This window comes from Brevibacillus brevis (genome assembly GCF_022026395.1).
Taxonomy (GTDB): Bacteria; Bacillota; Bacilli; order Brevibacillales; family Brevibacillaceae; genus Brevibacillus.
This window is the reverse complement of record NZ_CP041767.1, coordinates 1,073,866-1,095,065: the sequence shown is the minus strand read 5'-3', so window position 1 is coordinate 1,095,065 and position 21,200 is coordinate 1,073,866. Positions and strand designations below refer to the sequence as shown.

Below are 21,200 nucleotides of genomic sequence, written 5' to 3'. Positions count from 1 at the left end.
CACAATGGAGGTGCACCTCTTTTCGCGAAAATTACCTTTTATTCTATTCCAGAATCAGGATGCTGTACAGATTTGTTTCGGAAAAAGCTGTAGTACACCCAGCCTGCGTTAATAAACAAGAAAGCACTCGTCATGTAAAAGACTCCGCTAATGCTCACATAGCCTGCCAAAAAACCGCCAATCATCGGTCCAAGCATGCTGCCGATACTGACGAAGCTGTTGTTATAGCCATAAACACGACTGACCATATGTACAGGTGTTGCTCTTCGCAGCAAAGCATTGACGGATGGAAGCAGTCCTCCCAGCGACAAGCCTAACAAAAACCGGAGCGCGACCAATTGCCATACCGTATGTACGAGACCTTGCGGAATGAAGATGATTGCGGCAGCCAAAAGCGAGAACAAGAGCACCTTTTGCGAACCGAACCGATCTCCTAAACGCCCCAGCTGTGGGGAGGCAAAGACGTTTGCTACCCCCATGCAAGCCTGGACAATTCCGGCCCACAGCGCTACCTTTGCCCCTTCCGAACCGAGCAACTGCGAAATGTAGATCGGCAACACAGGGATAATGCTAAACAACGCAAACTGGATCATTACGGTTACAAAAAAGAGCGCCGGGAGTTCTTTGGAAGAAAAGATCATCTGAAAATCTTCCCGTAGACTCGACCGTTCCTTTTTTTCAGGTGGAACAAAGTTCTCTTTCACCGTAAACGTAATGACCAAGGTGGCCAATAATAATACGCAACCGGTAATCACAAAAATCATCCGAAAGCCGATCTTCTCCGCGAGAACCCCGCCAAACAGCGGTCCCATAATCGTTCCGGCCGTAATAAAAGACTGAAGCAATCCCGTTGCATAGCCAATTCGTTCTTTTGGGACAGAGGATGCTACCAATGCGGTACTGGCTGGGATGATTCCCCCTACGAGTCCATTGAGCAGACGAAGAGCCAGAAGCTGCCACAGGCTTCCCGCAAAACCGGTCATTGCCATGGTAATAGACATGAAAAATCCCGAGCGCAAAATCATGATCTTGCGCCCGTGCTTATCGGCCAAATTTCCCCAGATAGGCGAGACGAGGCCCGCCGTCAAAAAGTTGGCTCCAAAAATAATCCCCGCCCAAGCCGTGACTTGGTGAGGGTCTTCAATTCCGAAATCCTGCTGAATGTAAAGCGGTAAAAAAGGCATGATCATGCTCATCGCCACCATGACGAAAAACAACGATCCACAGAGCACATATAAATTACGGCGCCATATCTCCATCGGATTTCCTCCAATCCCATCTGCTTATCCCTGTTGCAGGTCGGATGTACTTCCTAAATCTTGCACACTCCACAGGCCATAGTATACTCCCTTTCTCTCCAGCAATTGCTCGTGGGTGCCTTCCTCAACGATTTGTCCCTCTTTCATGACAATGATTTTGTCCGCATGGGTAATCGTCGAAAGTCGATGGGCCACGATGAGCGTGGTTCTTCCTTTTGCCAATCTGGACAAAGATTCCTGAATCGTGTGCTCTGATTCCAAGTCGAGTGCAGACGTCGCCTCATCCAGGATCAGAATACCCGGGTCACGCAGAAAAACTCGCGCAATCGCGATTCGCTGCTTTTGCCCGCCAGAGAGCTTCACGCCACGCTCTCCCAGCTCCGTATGGTAGCCATTCGGTAATTCGCTAATAAAGTCATGGGCATTGGCCGCCTTCGCAGCTTCTTGCACAGCACTGTCATCTGCATCCGGATTGCCCATTAAAATATTCACTTTTGCTGATTCACTAAACAAAATATTATCTTGCTGCACCATCCCGATGTGATGTCGCAAATTTTGCTGCTTCACATCGCGGATATCGATGCCATCAATCGTAATTTTCCCTTCGGTCACGTCCCAAAAACGCGGCAGCAAGCTGATCAGAGAAGATTTTCCGCCGCCTGACATCCCGACAATCGCAACTGTTTCACCAGAAGAGATGCTCAGATTTACATTGTTCAAGACGAGAGGGCCTTCCTCCCGATAGCGGAAGGACACATTCTCAAAGCGGATTTCTCCACGAATGCGTTTCGTTGCAGGGTCTACTGGCAACTCCCTTGCATTTGGCTTGTCGACGATATCGTACGATTCATCGATAAACTCGAACATCCGGTCCATCGAGGCAATTGCCTGAGTCAGTACTGTACTGGAATTGACCAGACGTCGCAGCGGCGTGTACAAACGCTCCAAATAAGCATAAAATGCCACGAGTGTCCCTACGCTCATACTCCCGCCGATGACTTGGTAGCCAGCATAGGCAATAACCAGGAGCGGTGCGATATCTGTCACCGTATTGACCACAGCGAAGGTTCGGGCGTTCCACCGCGTATGTGCCAGCGCTTTATCCAAAAACTGATTGTTCTCCTTGGCAAATTCCTTGCTCTCCTGCTTTTCTAATGCAAAGCTGCGGATGAGCGACATGCCGTTCACGCGTTCGTACAAATACCCTTGTAAACGCGCCAGTGCAGCAGAACGATCCTTCGTCAATTGACGCAAGCGCTTGTAGAAAAACTTGACAGAGATACTGTACAAAGGGAAAACAATAATGGCGACAATCGTCAGCTCCACGTCCATATAGAGCATGATCCCCATCGTCAGCGTAATCGTAATCAGGTCTAACCAGAGATTCATCAAGCCCGTTTCCACGAAGCTTTTGGTGGATTCCACGTCGTTAATGACCCGAGAGATGACCTCACCCGTTTTTGTATTGTTGTAGTAACGCATCGACAGTCGTTGTAAATGAGAAAACAATTGATTGCGAATGTCAAACAAGATACGACTGGATACCCACTGTGCATAGTATTGCCGGATGTACTCAACAGGGGTGCGAACAACGGTAAATAACAAAAAGGCCCCGAGCATCAGCCAAAATAACTGTTTCAGCTTTTCCTCTTGAGGAAGCGGGCTCGGCAGCAGGTCATCAATGACGTATTTGATAAGAAGCGGCAGAGCAAGTGGGATCGCAAATTTAATAATCCCAATACATATAGTCCCCAATATTTGTTTCCAATAGGGCAGGACATAAGCCAAATAGCGGCGTATGCTCAACCGTCATACCTCCTTTGCAAACAAGGAAATCCCTCCCCCGGTCATACGGGAAAGGGATTATTCCTCATCATCTCGCACTAAAAGATAACGCTCGTACCAACGTTGGACGAAGCCGTTTTGAAAAGGGCCGCGTCGTGCGCTTACCCAATCCAGCACCTCTCGCAATGCTGTCTGCACTCTTTCCACAACAAATGGAGGATAGTTCATCTGTTTGCTATGCAAAAGAAACTCCTCTTCGTCGAGAATTGAGTACGTCATATCGGGAAACACTTTTACGTCGAGATCATAGTCTATGTAGCTTAGCAATTGTCCCTTCATGCTGAAGGGCGAACCAATGTTGCAATAATAATAAATACCGTCATCACGAATCATGGCAATGGTATTGAACCACTGGCCTCTACCAAATGTACAAATGGCCGGTTCACGCGTACGCCATTCCCGCCCGTCTGCTTCTGTCACCTTGACCCGATCATTTCCCCCAATCACCACCGCATCACTGGTATGAATCAACGTAGATTTGTCCCATATGCGGTGCAACGAATGGTCATGTTTATAACTTTCTATGCGGATATTGGAGCCCGGAGTTGGTGACATGACTCTCCCCTTTCTTCTCTTCTCTATTTGAATGGGGACAAGCCTCCTTTAAGAAGAGAGCTTTTTGGAAAGTGTAACATATTTTTGTACTTCATAGCCAAGTGAAAGGTAAAACGGAAGGACTTCCGGATTTGATTGATTGACCATGATCAAGACGTTATTGACACCTCGTTGCTTGAAACGCTTTTCAATTGCTTCAACGAGTTCGCGACCAATACCTGAGCCTTGCATCTCTGGAAGTACAGCCAATCGGTAGAAATAGGCACGTGCTCCGTCGATCGTGCCAACCACGACCCCTACCACTCTGCCTTCAATTTCTGCAACCATTACCAGATCGCTGTCCCAAGCCAAATGCTGGGCCAAATCGTTCAATGACTCTTTGTCCGATTGGTCCAACCCCGTCTCCTGCCAAATACGTGTGATAGCCGAATAGTCACCGAGTCGAAACGGACGAATCAGCATGTGTTGCCTCCTTCGTAACCTTCTTCCTCTATTGTACAACACATGGACAACTTTGTCTTGTGTCGCCACACCACAAAGTCTCCAACTCCCTACTCCATCTACAATAAATCATTATGTCAAAAGAGAAATACCGCCGTCTACAATCAATGTTTGTCCGCGAACCATCCACGCTTTGTCGGAGAGCAAGAACATCACAGCATTAGCCAAATCTTCCGGCTCTACAATGCGTCCTGCTGGCGTACGCTCTGCTGAGCTGCCGAGCAATTCTTCACGATTCGGGAAATGTTTGAGTGCATCCGTATCCACCGCTCCGCCAGATACAGCGTTTACTACAATATTATGCGGTGCGAGCTCGACTGCCAAATAACGAGTAATCGCTTCTACAGCTGCCTTCGATACGCCAACCGCTGTATAGTTGTCGAGAACGCGAATGGACCCAAGGCTGGACAAGCTCACGATTTTTCCGCCGTTGCCGCCCTTGATCATTAGTTTTGCCGCTTCTTGGGCACAGAACAACAGCGCCTTGCTGTTAATTTCCATGGTCCAGTCCCAATGGCTTTCTTCCAATTCCATCAGCGGACGCAATACACCCGATGCCGCATTGTTTACAAAGACATCCAGGCGACCGAATTCCTGGTCAATTTCTGCGAACAATTCTTTGATTTTTGCTACATCCCCTACATTGGCTTTGATCAGATGGACACGAGCGCCCTTTGCTTCCAGCTCTGCTGCCGCTTCTCTTGCCGCAGTGCGGTTACGCAAATAGTTCAGCACCAGGTCATAGCCCTGTTCTGCCAATTGAAGAGCAATCGCTTTCCCGATTCCTCGCGTCCCGCCAGTAACCAGTGCAACTTTTTTCGTTGTATTCATAAAAAGATTACCTCCCAACCTGACCAACTATTAATAGCAGGTACTAATATGTAAAAATCACTTATTCATTATACAACTCCACCTGCGCTTTTTCTACCTACGGAAAAAATCTCGGCATGACTTGATCCTCTCAACTATAGCCATACTAAGCTCGCGGTATCAGGCAAACCACTACCACATAAGGAGGAATGGCAGGGTGTACATAGGTCGGGAATTGTCCGAATTAACCATGATGCCACTAGCTGATTGGGAAATGACTGAGCTGCTTTATTACCATCACAATTTTTCACAATTGGCAGCTTACCTCAGTGCAGAAGGAGCCTCTCTTCACGTCAAAGTCATCCATGAGCTTGAATCCCGTGGGCCAGTGAATGGAGACAGCGGGGGATGGGATCATTCCTCGTCACCTATTTACGATTAAGTAAAAAACCCGGCTGCTCGTGAATGCAAACACGGCGCCGGGCTTATTTTTAGATACGAAATTGGCCGATCTGGTTTTGCAATTCCTCCGCGAGATGTTCGAGAGAAACGGCTGAGGAAGCGATTTCTTCCATAGAGGCTAGCTGCTCTTCCGCAGCTGCAGATACACTCCGCGTTCCATCTGACGCTTGCAGTGTCACTTCGGAAATATGACCAATAATCTCAACCACTTGCTGTGTCCTCGTGGAGAAATCACGTGTCGCTTCAGATACCTGACCGATTTTCTCTGCCACTTCATTGACGGCTGACTGAATTTGTTCGAAGGATTGGCCAGCTTCGTTCACCTTTTCAATACCTTCCGTTACTTCACGCTTGCTCTGATCCATAACAATCACTGCATGGTTTGTCTCCGCTTGAATCGCGGTGATCAGCTGGCTAATTTGTTGTGCCGAGCTTGCAGATTGCTCTGCCAGCTTGCGTACCTCATCAGCCACTACAGCAAAGCCTCGTCCAGACTCCCCAGCTCGAGCCGCTTCGATTGCCGCATTTAGTGCGAGCAGATTGGTTTGGTTTGCGATGGCAGTGATCACATCCACGATGTTTCCGATTTCTTGGGAACGCGTCCCCAGATTATCCACGACTTCTGCCAGACTGTGAATCGATTCGCTGGATGCGTTCATTTGAAGCACAGCCGATTGAATGGATTTGTTTCCGGTCACTGCCAAGTGTGACGATTCCTTGGCTGCAGTGAATACATTTTGTGTATACTCTGCGATCTGACCGATTCTTGCCGACATTTGTTCGACTGCTGCATTACCCTCCTGCGAATGAGAGACTTGCTGCTCGGTTCCCTCCGCCATTTCTTGCATGGTTTCTGCAATCTGTTCTGTCGCTTTGCTCGTCTGATCCGCACTTGCTGCGAGCTGCTCCGCCGAAGAAGCTAGCTGCTGAACAGAATCATTCACAGAATGAAGCAAGGACCGAAGAGATTCCGCCATATGATTGAAGGCTTTGCCCAACGTACCCAGCTCATCGTCATTTCGAATATCTACTTGTTGTGTCACATCGCCTTGGCTCATTTTTTCCGCCGCTTCTGTCAACATGCGCAGAGGACGGAGTAAGGAGCGCAAAATCAGGTAAATGACTCCGCCAGCTACCACCAGCGCAGCAATTATAATCACGAGCATCGTGTAAAAAATCGGATTTGCTGCTTCTACTGCTTCACTTTCATACATCACGCCTACCAGCTTCCAGCCCGTATTTTCATTCGTAGTAAACACGGCTTGGACGGGGTTTCCTTCATGCTGAAATTGTAAGCGACCTGACTCTTTTGCATATACAGTATCCGCCCAAGACTCTGTAACCTCCACGCCAGACTCTCCATTTGGATTGACTAGCATTTTTCGGTTTTTATCCAAAATCGCCATAAAACCTTGGGTACCGATTTTCGCTTGCTTGACCGTCGCGTCCAGCGCTGTCAGTTGAATATCAATTCCCAGAACACCGGATTTATCTGGCAAGGACATCGCCATTCCCAACACGACTTTCCCCGTTATGGCATCAACGTATGGGTCCACAATGATGCTCTTGCCGGGTTGCTTCATAGCTGCTATGTACCAATCCCTTTTTCGCGGGTCGAATCCCTCTGGAAGCTTCGAATCACTCGCGGTCAACATGCCACCATTTTCGTCTCCGATATACGCTTCACTCACTTCTGGGTTCATCGCGAGAAAACGTTGCAATTGTTTTTTCGTTTTCATTTTGTTCTCTTCTAAGATGTCTTGGCGTACAATATCAGAGGCAATCCATTCTACATTTCTCGATTGCTCCAGCAATGTGTGATTCAAAAGCGCATCTATCAATCGAACATTTTCAGAGGCAGTCGTAAGCAATTCATCTGACAACTCTGCCTTGGCACTCTGATATGAAAGCAACCCGAGCAAAAGCATGGGGATTACTAATATTGTGGAAAATGTAGCGATTAGCTTGGATCTTACAGTGAGTCCGGGTGTTTTCATTCGCTAGCATCACCTTTCTGCGTGTTGATTGTCCTATATTGTTACCCGTTATATGTCTCATTGTAAACCTTCCTTTGCTCACCGGACTACACATTTGTTTATTATTTATTATTTTTTATTATATTCAGAATATACTTTCTTCTATAAATAGGTAAAAAATCGCTTTACAACAAGAAAAAAATGCCATATTCTAAGAGTACGTTCCACACACTACTACTACGGAAAGAAAGGAGGCAGCACCATGATGATGATAGCAATGAATCTAAATTCAGCTCTTTTTGATCGTCTTGTGGATGTTCCAACTAAATATAGCAGCGCCTCCTGGGTCGACGAATTCCAGTAGTATTCGTACTCTTCAACGTTTCCATTTCGTCTATTACCGACCACAGGCGTTGTTGCTTGTGGTCTTTCTATGTGCTTCAAAGCGGCATGTCCGTTTTTGTTGCCAGAAGACCGCAGGCTTTCGCCCGTGGTCTTTTTCTTTCTCGACAATTAACATTTTCCACCTTGAAAGGGGGTGATTGGTAATGGTACTGAACTTTTTGCTTTTCACGGTCAAGATTGAACGCAACAAGGAACAAGCAGAGAAACTTTTCACGGAATCTGCTCGCTGTCGCTATCTCGAAGAACGCGCCGAAGAACATGCTTTTGAAGCTGCACAATTTGTAAGCCGCATTTAATGGACACCACTACTTGACTACGGGAGGGATTTTGGTATGAAAAACAAACAACGGCGTCAGATGATGAGGTTTACAGGAGTCAAAGCGATAGATGGTAGCTGACTGCACCAAACTAACGGGATGGGAGGGATACACTCATGTACATTCCAATGATTTTCTTCACGATCATTATTGAGAAACGAAAATTGACACCGAAGCAAATTGAAGCAAAATACATGCAACAGCAAGCGCTGAAACGCATGGAAGAACAAAAGCATCAGATCGTGACACAATTTCCAGAGTTTTTGATTCGATAAAAAACGGTTTTACCAAGATCATGTCTGCGGGGGCATGATCTTTTTATTTTCCACTCCTCTCCCCCTCTCTCGAAGCTTTAGGCCATTCAAGAGCTGCAAAGAAACAAGATCGAGGTCGTCTTAGCAACAGGCAGAGCTCATTATTATTTTGACAAGCTTGCCCAGCAGTGCGGCATCGACTCGTATGTCAGTTGCAATGGCGCATATGTCGTCTATCAAGGAAAAACCATTTATGATCGCCCCATCCCGCCAAAAACACTCGATCAATTGCAACAGATCGCGGCCCAGCACGACCATCCCATCGTGTTTCAAGGCAGTACGGCGGGCTTTTCTACCCATCAGCAGCATCCTTATTTGGATTGGACCTTTCAGCAATTGAAGCTTGATTCCCCCGATCACAATGCGGACTTCGCCTATTCTGAAAATATTTATCAGGCGCTGTTGTTTACGCCAGATGCGCATGAACAGCGGTACAGAGAAGAGATTCCCGCTCTCTCGTTTATACGCTGGCATGAGTATTGTATAGATGTTTTTGCGAAAGGCGGTTCCAAAGCGCTTGGTATTGAAGCGCTCCTCTCGCATATCGGGCTTGCGCCAAGCAAGGCAGTTGCTTTTGGAGACGGTCTGAATGACAAAGAAATGCTCTCTTATGTCGGGATGGGGATCGCGATGGGCAATGCGCATAAAGCTTTATTGCCGTATGCCAATTACGTAACGCGACACGTCGATGATGGCGGGATATCTCACGGCTTGCGTTATATCGGACTGATAAAATAAAAAAAGCTGCCGAGAAATGCCCGACAGCTTTGCCTACTTGTTATTTTTGTCCCAATAGTTCGCGAATTTTTTGATGCGCCATCGGGATGGTGTAAGCATCTAATTCCTCCCAAGCTACGTATCTTGCATGAGCGGAGAGCTCTTCCCCTTCGATCCAGTCACAGGACCATACTTGCATGTTCCACTGCAAATGGGAGAAGATGTGCTGAACCGTACCCAGCGGCTGCATGACTTCTACATCGATTCCGAATCGTTCACGCAAACCAACTGCAAGTGCCTCCTGCTTGGCAGCATCACTTTCCTGTTCAGTTTCAACAGTAGGGAATTCCCACATGCCAGCGAGAAGCCCCTGATCGGGACGCTTGTTCATCAAGACTTTGCCGTCGCGAACGATAATGCCTACTTGCAGATCAACAGGACGTGGAGGTTTGGCTTTGCCTTTGACCGGCAGCTCTTCTGCCACTCCCTCCTGACGCGCCATACAGTAGTCAAACACCGGACAGGTCAAGCATTGCGGAGTGCGCGGCACACAAACCATCGCTCCCAGCTCCATTAAAGCCTGATTAAAATCTCCCGCTCTTCCCTCTGGAATGACCTGGCGTACGAGATGCTCGATTTTGATTCTTGTGGCAGGCTTGGCAATGTCATCGGTTAAATACAGCAGGCGTGAAAAAACACGCATAACATTTCCATCCACAGCCGGCTCCGCCTTTTCATAGGCAATGCTAAGAATGGCACCTGCTGTATACGGCCCGACACCTTTTAGTGTAGCGATCTCTTCTGGTGTATCCGGCACAACTCCTCCATAGCGAACCGTTACCTCGCGGGCTGCGGCTTGAAGATTGCGCGCGCGGGAGTAATAACCGAGTCCTTCCCACGCTTTTAAGACATCATCCTCGGGCGCTTTCGCTAAATCACTCACCGTCGGAAATTTCTCCATGAAATTCGCATAATAAGGTTTAACGGTCTCTACGCGTGTTTGCTGAAGCATGATCTCCGATACCCAGATGCGATAGGGGTCTTTGTTGATCCGCCAAGGCAAATCCCGCTTTTGTGAGTCGTACCAGGCCAGCAAATCCTGTGCAAAGCCAAACACATGAAATTGTTCAGGAAGTGTATATTTCAAGCTTTCTTTTTTTCTTGCCATTTCCTTTTCTTCTACTCCTTTTCAACCCAGTTCCGCGGGACGAAACGCCCACACATGCAGTTTCGCAGCTCCGCCGGAAATACAGTCGCAAAAGTCTTGGTCTGCCAATCGGTTTGCCTTGATTTCTTCGTATACGTGAACAGTCTCGACCTCAAACGTTTCGACAAACAGACCGGGCTGATCCAAGCCCTCCATTGAGCGATACTGACGTGCACCCATCGCTTCCATTCGCTCAGCCATCTTGGTGAGCAATCTCAGAGCGTGACTTCGTTTTTCAGTATCCAGCTTATATTCAATGAAAACCGTTAGCATGCGACATGTTCCTCCTTTACCGATTCAACGCTTTCATCATACCCTTCCCACCCCGTGCGAACAAGCACACAAATATTTTCAGAACGGGCGGGAATTAACCTTAGGCAAACGCTATAATAAACAATAAAAGTGGAAGGAAGGGAGGAAGACAACGATTCCATGGATACAGCCACACATTTTGCCATGGGCTTTGGATTGGCCGGGCTCGCCTATCTTGATCCTGTCGTAGCTTCTACTCCGTCACTTGCAATGGCCGTCATGATTGGAACGGTCATTGGCTCGCAGGCACCTGATTTGGATGGCTTAGTCCGCCTTCGTGGTACCGCTGCCTACATTCGCAACCACCGAGGCGTTTCTCACTCGGTTCCCGCTTTATTTCTCTGGACTGGAGCCATTTTCGTTCTCATCCAGGCCATAATGCCACAGCACCATTGGCTGCATTTGCTCGGCTGGATATTCCTGGCCGTCTGTTTACACGTATTCGTTGATTTGTTCAATTCCTATGGCACAAAGGGCCTGTACCCGTTTCGCGACAAATGGGTGGCGCTCAACGCCATTTTCATTTTCGATCCGTTCATTTTCGCTGCTCATCTCGTCGGCTTTATGCTATGGGCAGCAGGTGCGCATCCTGGACACGTCTTTTTATGGATATACGTGATCATTGCCGGGTACTACTACTGGCGTTGTCAGGTGCAAAGACGAACGACCGAGCTGGTTCGTCAGCGAATCGGCAAAGCTGGTACTTTCACCATCATTCCTACTCTTTCCTGGACGTATTGGACCTTCGTCGCCAAGACAGACCAGCATTGGTATGTAGGTGAAGTCATTTCGGGAGACGTCGTCATCTTGGACACCTTCTCCATCAAACCGGAAAATGAGCGGATTGCGGCAGCCAAGAAAAGTTACAAAGTCCAGTCCTTTCTTGCTTTTACCCATCATGTGCACGTAGAAACAAAGGAGCGCTCCTTTGGCTACGAGGTCAAATGGATTGATCTACGCTACCGCTCGCGTTTTCAAGGGAAAAGTCACTACATGTTCGTCGCCGTGGTCTACCTCAACTTTGACCTGACCATCCGTGATTCCTTCGTCGGTTGGATCCACCGCGGAGAAGAACAGCTTACCAAAAAATTGGATTCAAAACGCTCGTAATCGACGAGACTGCCGCCCCTGTCAGTAGAGGGCGGTTATTTTTTGTCATCTGACCCGCTCATTTTCACCAAAATTGCACCTGTTCTCCTAGTCAAATACCCATTACGATCAAAATAACAACGACAGACTGGGGGACTCGACATGATACCAATTCGTTATTCCAAGCGTACCATCACTGATCAGGAGCAAATTGACCAGTTTTTGCAAGTGGCAAAGGTCGGCCATCTCGGCTTGTCCAATGAAATCGAGCCGTACATCCTGCCTTTGAATTTTGCTTGGTGGAATGGCTGTATTTATTTTCACGGCGCGGATTCTGGCAGAAAGATCGAAATGATCAATGGCAACAACCGCGTATGTTTCAGTGTTTGCGAGGAGTACGGCACAATCGCCTCGCCTGTGCCTGCCCATATCGATACGGCTTACATGAGTGTGTTTATCGCTGGGACCATTGAGCGTGTTTCCGAACCTGAAGAGATGCGCGATGCGATGCAATCCATGATCGACAAGTACGTACCCGGCTATTATTCAGAACCGTTGCCTTTGCAGCATGTCATCAAGTATCGTTCTTCGATGGGCAGTACAACCGCCATCTTCCGGATTACGCCTACCGCGCTAACTGCCAAAGGTAATCCCCTTTCCGAAGAGAAACAGTTCTATCCGGGCAGAAAAATCGGAATGGATGTATAGCCCGAAAAAAGACACGCTCCTTTTATAAGAGGCGTGTCTTTTGCTTGACTGATCTTTACTTATTATATGGAGCACTCATTCCTGTCGAAATCGCGATTCGGTTCCAGCTGTTGATCGTATTGATCGCCATAATCAAGGCAACGTACTGGTTCTCGTCAAAATGCTCGCGAACCTGCTGGTAGAGCTCTTCTGAAACACCGTTAGCTGTAATGACCGTGACAGCTTCTGTCAAAGCAAGGACGGCCCGCTCTGCCTCTGTGTAAACCGCTGATTCTCTCCATACACTGAGCAAATAAATTCGTTGCTCTGTCTCACCGAGCTTGCGCGCATCTTGCGTATGCATATCCATGCAAAAGGCGCAGCCATTGATTTGGGAAGCACGAATTTTGATCATCTCAATCAGTTTTTTGTCCAAGCCGCTTTCATTCACGAATTTTTCCAGCTTGAGCATGGTTTGATACGCTTCGGGATTCACTGTACGATGATTGATTCTAGCTTGCATGATTCATCTTTCCTCTCCACTCGAATTTGCTTTCAACCTCAAAGACGAGTGAAGTATCGTTCTTGTGACGAATCATCCATTTTCTTTTTGCAAATGGGCAAGCTTATCTGGATTGACTATCATGTACAAACTTTCAATGCGATCTTCTTCATTCATTGTGATCTGCATGATCGCTTTCAGCTGACCTTCGGAGTAGACAGCGATTCCATCCTGGCCATTGATCGAGCGAATTTGCATGGTAGCATGAGAAGCCCACCTTGGCCATACCCCCATCCAGAAGGCCGTAATCCGCTCGTCTGAGAAGACGGGATGAATAGCCGCACGGACTTTCCCGCCACCATCGCTGACAAACACAGCATCTTTTGTCAAAAGGCCGATCAATGCCTTCGCATCTGACTTGGAGATGGCCTGCATTAGCTGCTCTACCAGGCTCGAAATCCGATTCGACTGAGGGATGATCGCCTGATATCCTGCTTCAGCCAGCTTTTTTCTTGCGAGGCTAAACTTCTTCCGGCAATTTACTTCGGTCATTTCGAGCATCGTGGCAATTTCACTGTATTCGTAGCCGAGTGCTGTTCGGAGCACAAAAACGGCCCGTAGTGTCGACGGTAAATTCTCCAAGAGAACAAGCAAGCCATATGAGACTGCTTCTTCGGCAATCACCGTATGCAAGGGATCATTGGTTTCCGAAGCGTCCAGCATCGGCTCTGGCAGCCATTCCCCTACATATTGCTCCCGCTTCCAACGGGCAGATTTTAATAAGTCCAGACAGCGATTGGTCACAGCTTTGCACAGATAGCTTTTCACATGGTGAATGTCTTGGATGTCGGTACCTGCCAATGCAAGAAATGTATCCTGAACAATGTCCTCCGCTTCCGTTACCGAGCCCGTCATCCGGTAAGCAAGGGAAAACAGTAATGATTTATACTCCCGATAAACATCCTCCATGTGCACGGTCATTATTTCGAATCACCAAACTGCCAAAGGGTGTGACTGAGACTTCCATAGCGGATGCTCATATGCAGGCGCTTCGCTGTACGTTCATCGTCAGCAGCTCCCATGACGTACACAAGCGGAACAAAATGCTCGGTTCCATACGCGGGAACAGCTTTTTCGGCATGTGGAGCAAGCTCGCGATAGTTGGCGAGATCCTCGACATTCCAGTCAGTCAAGGTTGTTTGCAGCCAGTCTTCGAATTGCTCCGCCCACTCAAAGGTAGCACCATCGGACTCTCTCGGGTTCATATAGGAAAAATTATGGACAGTTCCGCCACTGCCGAGGATCAGAACGTCTTTTTCGCGTAGGGGACTGAGTGCTTTGCCGATCTGGTATTGCTCCTTTACAGTCAGGTTCGGATTAACTGATAAAGCAACAACAGGAATGTCTGCATCCGGATAAATATGGCGCAAAACAACCCAGTGTCCATGGTCCAAGCCTCTCGTCGTGTTCAGAGCGACAGGAATACCAGCTTCCTGAAGAAGTCGGATGGTCTCATCCGCTACTTCACGCTCTCCTTTTGCCGGGTACTCGATTTCGTATAACGCTTGCGGGAAACCGCCAAAATCGTGAATAGTCGGGAAGGTGTCCATCGTTCCCACCATTTGATCATGTGCTTCCCAGTGAGCGGAAAATATGACGATAGCACGCGGCTTGCGTGGAAGCAGGCTAGGCAATTGGTTCAGTGCTTCTGTATAGGCGTTGTTTTCTATGGCAAGTAACGGGGCACCATGTGCAATGAAAAAAGACGGCATCATATGCGTACACTCTCCTCTATACTTTTTAAACTTAGTTACTTTTTGTAAGTATTATATCGCATAATCATCTCGGTTACAAGTGTATCCAGAATCGATGCCGTTTCTTTGCTCTGAACAAAAAAAGCTTGCCGCTCCTAAAGAACGACAAGCCTTTTGGCTGGTAAAGTTACAATTACTTCGCTGCTGCGAAACGCTTGCTAACTTCATCCCAGTTTACAACATTCCAGAACGCGCCGATGTAGTCAGGGCGTTTGTTTTGGTAGTTCAGGTAGTAAGCATGCTCCCAAACGTCCAGACCAAGGATAGGTGTTTTACCTTCCATGATTGGGCTGTCTTGGTTAGGAGTAGAGCTGATTGCTACTTTTCCGCCTTCTGCAGTCAACCAAGCCCATCCGGAACCGAAACGAGTAGTAGCTGCTTTTGCAAATTCTGCTTTGAAGTTGTCAAAGCTTCCGAAAGCCGCGTTGATTGCGTCAGCCAGTTCACCAGTTGGTGCGCCGCCACCATTCGGGCTCATGATTTCCCAGAACAGTGTGTGGTTAGCATGGCCTCCACCGTTGTTGCGAACAGCAGTGCGGATGGACTCAGGCAGAGCATCCAGATTGCTGATGAGCTCTTCTACAGTTTTACCTTGCAGGTCTGCGTGTGCTTCCAGAGCTGCATTCAGGTTGTTAACATAAGTAGCATGGTGGCGTCCGTGGTGGATTTCCATGGTTTGCGCGTCGATATGTGGTTCCAAAGCGTTGTGTGCATAAGGCAATGCAGGAAGTTGATGTGCCATTGTAACATTCCTCCTCAAATTATGTAGGTCAAGCTTACGAGTTCATTATACTGCAAGGTAAAAAGTTTTTCAACAAATCGGTATGCAAAGTATATTAATCTATTTATTATTTCAAAGATTTCTATCTTGCAAACGAAAAGGAGCGTGCTAGACTTGGATTATTACAAACGAATAGAATCAGGTGATATCTAGTGGAAATGGACTTATCAACGATCGTACTTCTCGCCGTCTTTGGATTCGTTGCAGCATTCATCGACAGTACTGTTGGTGGAGGTGGACTCATCTCCCTCCCCGCCCTGCTTGGTCTAGGAATGCCCCCGTATCTTGCTCTTGGCACGAACAAATTGGCTGGCACGATTTCATCTGCCACCAGCTCCTACACCTTTATCAAGAGCGGTAAATTTGACAAGAAGCTCATGCTGATCTTATTTCCTGTCTCGCTGATCGGTGCTTATTTCGGGGCGAAAACAGTTCTGTTCGTTCCTCAGGAGTTTTTGAAGATCCTTGTCGTTATTATGATGGCACTTATTTTTGTTTACACCCTTTTCAACAAGCGTTTCGGTCAAGATTCCAACTACAAAGGACTGACCAAATTCACGCTCGGCATCGGGATTCCTTTTACCTTTTTAATCGGATTTTACGATGGATTTTTCGGGCCTGGAACCGGTTCATTCTTTGTTTTTCTGATGGTGCTTTTGTTTGGCTATGATTTTGTGATTGCAGCCGGCAATGGCCGAATTTTGAATCTGGCCAGTAACATTTCAGCGCTTTTTGTCTTCACAATGGAGGGCAAGGTCGTCTTCATGACTGGTCTCATCATGGGGATCGCGATGCTGTTGGGTGCGAACCTTGGAGCCAAAATGGCTATCAAAACGGGGGTACGTTATGTTCGTCCGTTATTTTTGGTCGTATCCATTACTTTGATCGTGAAGATGGTGTATGAGTTGATTTTTACTGCTTGAATTAAAAAGCCCTACTTGTACGCTGCTGTAGTGGTGGGGAGGAAACAGGAGAAAACGCTCAGCTTCTAGGGCCACCCCCTGGGGGATTGACTGCCCGACTCCATGCAAAAAGCGAAACCGCGTCCAAAGTAGTCCATTCAGGAAGTTTTTCAGAGGTGGACGCTTAAGACCGTGTTTCGCTTTTTGCATGGAGTCTCGGTCGGTGTCCCTAAGATCTTCGCTTATTTCTCCTGTTTCCTCTACGAGCTTTCCATGTTTAAACGAGCTTTTAAAGATTTATATGAATGAAGAAATATCATCAGTTACGACAGAGAAGAATATTTCCAGACGTAGCGACTTGTGGAGTCCTACCGAGCTCCGAAGTGATTCGCGGGCAACAGAAACGCAACGTGCTCGCGCTACGAAGCGGCTACCACTTTTGCGTTTCCCCGCGAATCACTTCGGAGCGGGCAGTCTTAACCCCTAGCAGGACGGAGCCTGGAGCCTAGACTGGAAATATTCTTCTCCCCACTACAGCCATAAGCAAGTGATAACAAACTCTCCTACTCAAGCTGCCATGGCAATGCCGGGCTGGATTCGACCTCGTCATTGACAGGAGTTACCACCGTCTATCCGCAGTACATCGCCCGCTCTGACAAGGTACTGACAATTGAGGATCGGATCAACGGCTTTTTTCAACGATGCATGAATGGTAAACCATTGCCATACAACAGTGATGAAATGCGGGCAATGGTCGCTCATCTTACTTACATCGCTACAAATCGACCCTGGCTCATGAAAAATGATACGCGCATAGCGAAAAAGGTCACCTGTACAAAGGGGACCTTTTTCGGCTAGCATGTGTGATTCGTCCCGCACTGGAGATAATGACGCATTCTTATCCTGCACCGTTTGTTTAATCAAGATAGCTCGCCATTGCCTTTGGTTCCAAAGGCACATAGACTAGCGAAGGGGTCTCTTGGCCTTTCACCCATATATAAGCCAGCTCTACAGGATGGTTTTTCAAGTAGGCTCTCGCTGCTTTTTCTGGGTGCATCTCTTGCTCGTCAGTCTGCGCACTTGAAGTGTTGCTGGATAAATCCTTCTGAAAGCCGATCACCTTTCCGGTTTTGGAGTCGATGTCAACTGTGTACCCTTGTACATGATTCTCCTGACGCTTTTTTCCAGACAGAGCTTTGAAATAGATGTGGTATGTAGGTGAATAGAGTTCAACTTTGATCACTTGTAGCCCCGTAGTTTCGGAATCCAGATATTTTTGAAGGAATGAAACGGCTGTATCGGTCACAACAGTAGCATCCTTCGCTTCAGCAGAAGGAGATGTTGGCGGATTCACATACTCGAATCCAGTGACCTCACCTGTCAAATCGTTCGCCTGAAGAGAAACAGAACTGTTCTTACCCACCTTCCAATGATAGGTAGTCGTACCCTTGTCGCCCTCCACTTTCCACAAGCTTTCTCCTTCTACCGTGAAATCAAAATTCGTTTCCAATATTCTCATGGCCTCTTCTTTATTCATAGCAATCATTCTCGTTCCAACGCCACTCACCTTGTAATTCTTGCCACGCAATTGGTTATATTCCCTCTCGACTCCAATCAATTGACCATCTTTGGCATCTACAAAACCCATCAGGTCAGGATTGTAGCTGATGTTCTGCGTGTCTGAATAGAAAAGCGACATGACGTCGGCTAGAATGGACTCCGCCTCTACTTTAGAAATCGTACGGGATGGATCAGGAAAGGTTTGTTCATTTCTTTCTCTTATCTGAATCTGGCTAGCAAGTACAGATTTTCCGTTGTTGGCTTCATCTAGCATCACGATGTAGTGATCATTGATGAACGGAATCCCGTTTACGGTACGCGCAAAGACAAATTGCTTTTGCTTTGTATCCGACAAGGAATCTACAAACTGGTAGGAGCGACTATCCTGTCCAACCATTTGTTTGAGATAGGCAGCTGCTTGGTCATGCAGGGTAGTCGAGGTCGTTTTGCTGTAGGGAGCCGTTGTTGTCTTAGCAGAGCTCTCCTTAGAAGATTTCTCTCCTATTCTCGACTCTTTTGTAGTGACTCGTTTTTCTGGCCCCGCTATCTGTTCTTTTTTCACCCCAACCGCAGGAGGTACCGGTACACTTTCCTTGGTATTTTCAGGAGCTATTTTTGTAACAGTCATCGGTTCAAAACTCGGAGGAGACAACTGTTCTGGTGACGAGTGCCTTGGTTCTTCTACGTCAGTTGAAGGAAGAGCGAGTGAAGCTCCCCAGGCAACCAACAGAAAAAAGGCAACAGCCTGAACACTTTTGATCATTCGATTGCTGGCGATTGACTGCTGATCCATTTTCCTTGCTTTTGCCGCTAAAGCCACTCTTAGCCGTTCCTTTGCTTCCATTTGCGGTTTTGGAGCATATTGATTCAATTCTTTCATTCTCTCATGTAGGATATCTACGTCTTTCCAATACATGTGCTCCCCCCTCCTTCCGTCCCCTTTCCTCCATTTTTTGTTGAACGAGTTTGATGGCCCGATGATAGTCTACCTTGGCTTTGGACTCAGAGATACCCAGGAGCTCTGCTGTCTCTTTCACGCTGTGCCCCTCAATAGAACGTAAAATCACAACCATGCGATACTTGGGAGGAAGCGAGAGAATCGCATCTCTAAGCTGGCGGTCTCGCTCCTTTTCCATATAAATCTCTTCTGGCAAGCCATCCTTGGCTGGAAGCTCTTTAAACCAAATATCCGCGAATATTCTCTGGAATTTTTTGCGTCGATAAAGATCAATGGCAGCATGTTTGGCAATGGAAAATATCCATGTTTTTATCTGCACTCTTCCGTCATACCGAGGCAATGCCTGCAACACCCGTGTAAATACTTCTTGGGTAATATCTTCCGCGTCGTTTCTGTTCCCGATAAAGTGATAGAGGAAATAATAGATGTCCTGATAATAGGTTTCGACAAGATCCTGAATCCGCTCTTCATAGCTCCCATACATCTGCTTCCCTCCTTTACACAAAACAAGTGTGCTTGCTCCATAATTGAAAGCAAGCACGGCACTCCCTTATTTCTTCTTTCTTGGGTTTTGGATAGACTCCCCAGTCAGGGCGTCTACGTACTCTAACATATAGTCATTCTCTTGTGGCTTGTAAACCAGTATCGTGGACTCCGAACTTTCACGGTCTATGACTGGAGCATAGTACATCAGTTCCAATGGATGATGCTTCAGATACTCTTTGGCAGCTTTCTCTGGTGAGACTGCCTTGGCCAGATCGGGATAAGTGACTGCGCTGGGATCGAATTCTCCAAACAGGCCCATGAGTTTGCCTGTCTCACTGTTAATCTCAACCCTATAGGATTGATCCTCAACCGGGATGCCATTTATCGTGTTGAAATAATTGAAGATGTAATGATCGGATTGCTTCAGTCGAAAATCCTTGTCCATTGTCACAGCTTTTGTATCGGTATGCAAATAAGTTTGTAGCACTTGCAGGGCTGTCTTTTGAGCTTCTTCGATGGATACCTTCTTGCTAGGCTCTTTAGAATCGTCTTCCAAATACAGAGCAACGACTTGACCATTCGTTGTTTTTACCCGTACGCTGGCGACTTGATCCCCTTTTTTCCATTGAAACTCCTTCACATCCCCATTTGGCTTATTTTCGGGGACCTTTTCAGTAAAAGTAGCTCCGGTTGTGTCAAAGCCAAGAAGATTTTTCAAATGGCTCGCAGCTTCATCCTTATCCTTTGCAGTCAACTTTTGGCCCTGCGGCGAAACTGGAATAGCAGGAGCTGAAAGATTGGGTTCTCGGTAAAATCTCGCATGTTCGGTCTCGACTGATTTACCCGACTTGGCATCCAAGAATCCGGACCAGGAGACTTGATAGGTCAACATCAAGCCACTGCGGTCTTTATTCGAACGATAAACGGGTGTCATCAGTCCTACGACTGCTTTTTCTGCCTCTTCTAAAGACATCGCTTCTTCTGGTTTCGGAAGGGAAGCAGGATCAATCTGCTTGGAGATCTGCCCAACGTTGCTGATCAGAGAGACGACCTCCCCATTCCCATTCAGACCCAAAGACATTTTTTCATCATGATGCGGAACCCCGTTTATGACTAACCGATATGCGGGACCGCCCAATTGCTCTGACTTTTGCGGATTATATTGGTACATCTTCGCAGCGTCTCCCAGTAAAGCTTTCAAAAATGCATCCGCTTTTTCCTTCTGGACGTCCAACGGAAGCTCCTTGTCATCCGGTTCATCTGTCTCATAACCAAAGCTGTTGATGTCCCCTGTCTTCTTGTCCAGATAAATATCCATCACGGGTTTTTTTTTGCCGTCTCCCTTTTTTCGTTCTACCATTACAACATCGCTTGTTTCTCCTATGTCCATTTTCTGAACAGTGAGCTCTTTCATATATGGCAGTAGCTCTGACAGCTTGTCGATTGTTTTTTGGGCCATGGCCTGCGCTGTCGCATCCACCACCACTCCCGTATGGCTGGCTGAAGTCTTCCCAGCTTGAGCCGCCCATGCTGGCGTGGCTGTCAGAAGAGTTGCCGCCATGACAGACATAACTGCCCGATTCCATTTTTTCATCTGTTCTTTCCTCCTCAGATTTGTTTCCTGCTTCTCATTTGCATTATTCGCACGAGCTTACAAAAGGTTACATTTGATTTCCAGTTTCCTCCACAAAAAGACAATCATCTGAACAGCGACTATCCGTCAAACAATCGGTTTCCCCGG

22 protein-coding genes and 1 pseudogene are annotated in these 21,200 nt (G+C 47.3%); 8 read left to right on the top strand and 15 right to left on the bottom strand.

The window, feature by feature from the left end; all coding sequences use genetic code 11:
- Positions 1 to 38: 38 nt before the first annotated feature.
- The 5 genes from FO446_RS05575 to fabL form a co-directional block, all read right to left on the bottom strand.
- Positions 39 to 1,259: an MFS transporter gene (locus FO446_RS05575; protein WP_173611407.1), complete on the bottom strand. Its 1,221-nt coding sequence runs from the start codon at positions 1,257 to 1,259 to the stop codon at positions 39 to 41.
- 24 nt (positions 1,260 to 1,283) lie between these two features.
- A complete protein-coding gene (locus FO446_RS05570) occupies positions 1,284 to 3,065 on the bottom strand; it encodes an ABC transporter ATP-binding protein (protein ID WP_232774592.1) in 1,782 nt (593 codons plus the stop codon).
- 57 nt (positions 3,066 to 3,122) lie between these two features.
- Complete coding sequence (locus FO446_RS05565; RefSeq protein ID WP_007729805.1) at positions 3,123 to 3,659, bottom strand: DUF402 domain-containing protein; 537 nt, start codon at positions 3,657 to 3,659, stop codon at positions 3,123 to 3,125.
- A 48-nt stretch (positions 3,660 to 3,707) separates the two neighbouring features.
- A complete protein-coding gene (locus tag FO446_RS05560) occupies positions 3,708 to 4,121 on the bottom strand; it encodes a GNAT family N-acetyltransferase (RefSeq protein ID WP_016742780.1) in 414 nt (137 codons plus the stop codon).
- 111 nt (positions 4,122 to 4,232) lie between these two features.
- Positions 4,233 to 4,991, bottom strand: a complete 759-nt coding sequence (gene fabL / locus FO446_RS05555) for an enoyl-[acyl-carrier-protein] reductase FabL (RefSeq protein WP_012684763.1) — start codon at positions 4,989 to 4,991, stop codon at positions 4,233 to 4,235.
- Positions 4,992 to 5,187: 196 nt separating this feature from the next.
- Between fabL and FO446_RS05550 the strand changes: the two genes are divergently transcribed.
- Positions 5,188 to 5,412, top strand: a complete 225-nt coding sequence (locus FO446_RS05550) for a hypothetical protein (protein ID WP_237900066.1) — start codon at positions 5,188 to 5,190, stop codon at positions 5,410 to 5,412.
- Positions 5,413 to 5,461: 49 nt separating this feature from the next.
- Here FO446_RS05550 and FO446_RS05545 read toward each other — a convergent pair whose 3' ends face one another.
- Positions 5,462 to 7,429, bottom strand: coding sequence for a methyl-accepting chemotaxis protein (locus tag FO446_RS05545; protein WP_221869244.1), 1,968 nt, complete (start codon positions 7,427 to 7,429; stop codon positions 5,462 to 5,464).
- A 527-nt stretch (positions 7,430 to 7,956) separates the two neighbouring features.
- Here FO446_RS05545 and FO446_RS05540 point away from each other — a divergent pair.
- From FO446_RS05540 to FO446_RS05530, 3 genes are all read left to right on the top strand, one after another.
- Complete coding sequence (locus FO446_RS05540; RefSeq protein ID WP_170831582.1) at positions 7,957 to 8,109, top strand: hypothetical protein; 153 nt, start codon at positions 7,957 to 7,959, stop codon at positions 8,107 to 8,109.
- Positions 8,110 to 8,246: 137 nt separating this feature from the next.
- Entirely contained in the window at positions 8,247 to 8,405 is a 159-nt protein-coding gene (locus FO446_RS05535; protein WP_106654267.1) for a YrzI family protein, read from the top strand.
- Positions 8,406 to 8,489: 84 nt separating this feature from the next.
- Complete coding sequence (locus tag FO446_RS05530; protein ID WP_330873253.1) at positions 8,490 to 9,182, top strand: Cof-type HAD-IIB family hydrolase; 693 nt, start codon at positions 8,490 to 8,492, stop codon at positions 9,180 to 9,182.
- A gap of 40 nt (positions 9,183 to 9,222) precedes the next feature.
- On the opposite strand, the gene mutY is transcribed toward FO446_RS05530, so the two are convergent.
- Positions 9,223 to 10,329, bottom strand: a complete 1,107-nt coding sequence (mutY, locus tag FO446_RS05525) for an A/G-specific adenine glycosylase (protein ID WP_173611401.1) — start codon at positions 10,327 to 10,329, stop codon at positions 9,223 to 9,225.
- Positions 10,330 to 10,350: 21 nt separating this feature from the next.
- A complete protein-coding gene (locus tag FO446_RS05520) occupies positions 10,351 to 10,641 on the bottom strand; it encodes an MFS transporter (RefSeq protein ID WP_173611400.1) in 291 nt (96 codons plus the stop codon).
- Positions 10,642 to 10,800: 159 nt separating this feature from the next.
- Between FO446_RS05520 and FO446_RS05515 the strand changes: the two genes are divergently transcribed.
- Both FO446_RS05515 and FO446_RS05510 read left to right on the top strand, forming a co-directional pair.
- The gene (locus FO446_RS05515) at positions 10,801 to 11,790 is read left to right on the top strand and encodes a metal-dependent hydrolase (RefSeq protein WP_173611399.1); all 990 of its coding nucleotides are present in this window, start codon (positions 10,801 to 10,803) and stop codon (positions 11,788 to 11,790) included.
- A gap of 141 nt (positions 11,791 to 11,931) precedes the next feature.
- Positions 11,932 to 12,477 (top strand): pyridoxamine 5'-phosphate oxidase family protein, encoded by a 546-nt coding sequence (locus FO446_RS05510; protein WP_221869245.1) that lies wholly within the window; start codon positions 11,932 to 11,934, stop codon positions 12,475 to 12,477.
- Between the two features lie 55 nt (positions 12,478 to 12,532).
- Here FO446_RS05510 and FO446_RS05505 read toward each other — a convergent pair whose 3' ends face one another.
- From FO446_RS05505 to FO446_RS05490, 4 genes are all read right to left on the bottom strand, one after another.
- The gene (locus FO446_RS05505; RefSeq protein WP_221869246.1) at positions 12,533 to 12,979 is read right to left on the bottom strand and encodes a carboxymuconolactone decarboxylase family protein; all 447 of its coding nucleotides are present in this window, start codon (positions 12,977 to 12,979) and stop codon (positions 12,533 to 12,535) included.
- Positions 12,980 to 13,051: 72 nt separating this feature from the next.
- A complete protein-coding gene (gene sigJ / locus FO446_RS05500; protein WP_221869247.1) occupies positions 13,052 to 13,939 on the bottom strand; it encodes an RNA polymerase sigma factor SigJ in 888 nt (295 codons plus the stop codon).
- A complete protein-coding gene (locus FO446_RS05495; protein WP_221869248.1) occupies positions 13,939 to 14,733 on the bottom strand; it encodes a dioxygenase family protein in 795 nt (264 codons plus the stop codon). The genes sigJ and FO446_RS05495 overlap by 1 nt, the downstream gene beginning before the upstream one ends.
- Positions 14,734 to 14,905: 172 nt before the next feature.
- Entirely contained in the window at positions 14,906 to 15,514 is a 609-nt protein-coding gene (locus FO446_RS05490; protein WP_047073692.1) for a superoxide dismutase, read from the bottom strand.
- Positions 15,515 to 15,705: 191 nt separating this feature from the next.
- Between FO446_RS05490 and FO446_RS05485 the strand changes: the two genes are divergently transcribed.
- Together FO446_RS05485 and FO446_RS05480 are read left to right on the top strand one after the other, a co-directional pair.
- A complete protein-coding gene (locus FO446_RS05485) occupies positions 15,706 to 16,476 on the top strand; it encodes a sulfite exporter TauE/SafE family protein (RefSeq protein ID WP_047073690.1) in 771 nt (256 codons plus the stop codon).
- 543 nt (positions 16,477 to 17,019) lie between these two features.
- Positions 17,020 to 17,313: pseudogene (locus FO446_RS05480) on the top strand (c-type cytochrome); the annotation flags it as partial.
- A 58-nt stretch (positions 17,314 to 17,371) separates the two neighbouring features.
- Here the strand turns inward: FO446_RS05480 and FO446_RS05475 are convergent.
- From FO446_RS05475 to FO446_RS05465, 3 genes are all read right to left on the bottom strand, one after another.
- A complete protein-coding gene (locus tag FO446_RS05475; RefSeq protein WP_173611394.1) occupies positions 17,372 to 18,931 on the bottom strand; it encodes a hypothetical protein in 1,560 nt (519 codons plus the stop codon).
- Positions 18,900 to 19,457, bottom strand: a complete 558-nt coding sequence (locus tag FO446_RS05470; RefSeq protein WP_173611393.1) for an RNA polymerase sigma factor — start codon at positions 19,455 to 19,457, stop codon at positions 18,900 to 18,902. The genes FO446_RS05475 and FO446_RS05470 overlap by 32 nt, the downstream gene beginning before the upstream one ends.
- Before the next feature lie 66 nt (positions 19,458 to 19,523).
- Positions 19,524 to 21,053 (bottom strand): YcdB/YcdC domain-containing protein, encoded by a 1,530-nt coding sequence (locus FO446_RS05465; RefSeq protein ID WP_237900065.1) that lies wholly within the window; start codon positions 21,051 to 21,053, stop codon positions 19,524 to 19,526.
- Between the last annotated feature and the right edge of the window lie 147 nt (positions 21,054 to 21,200).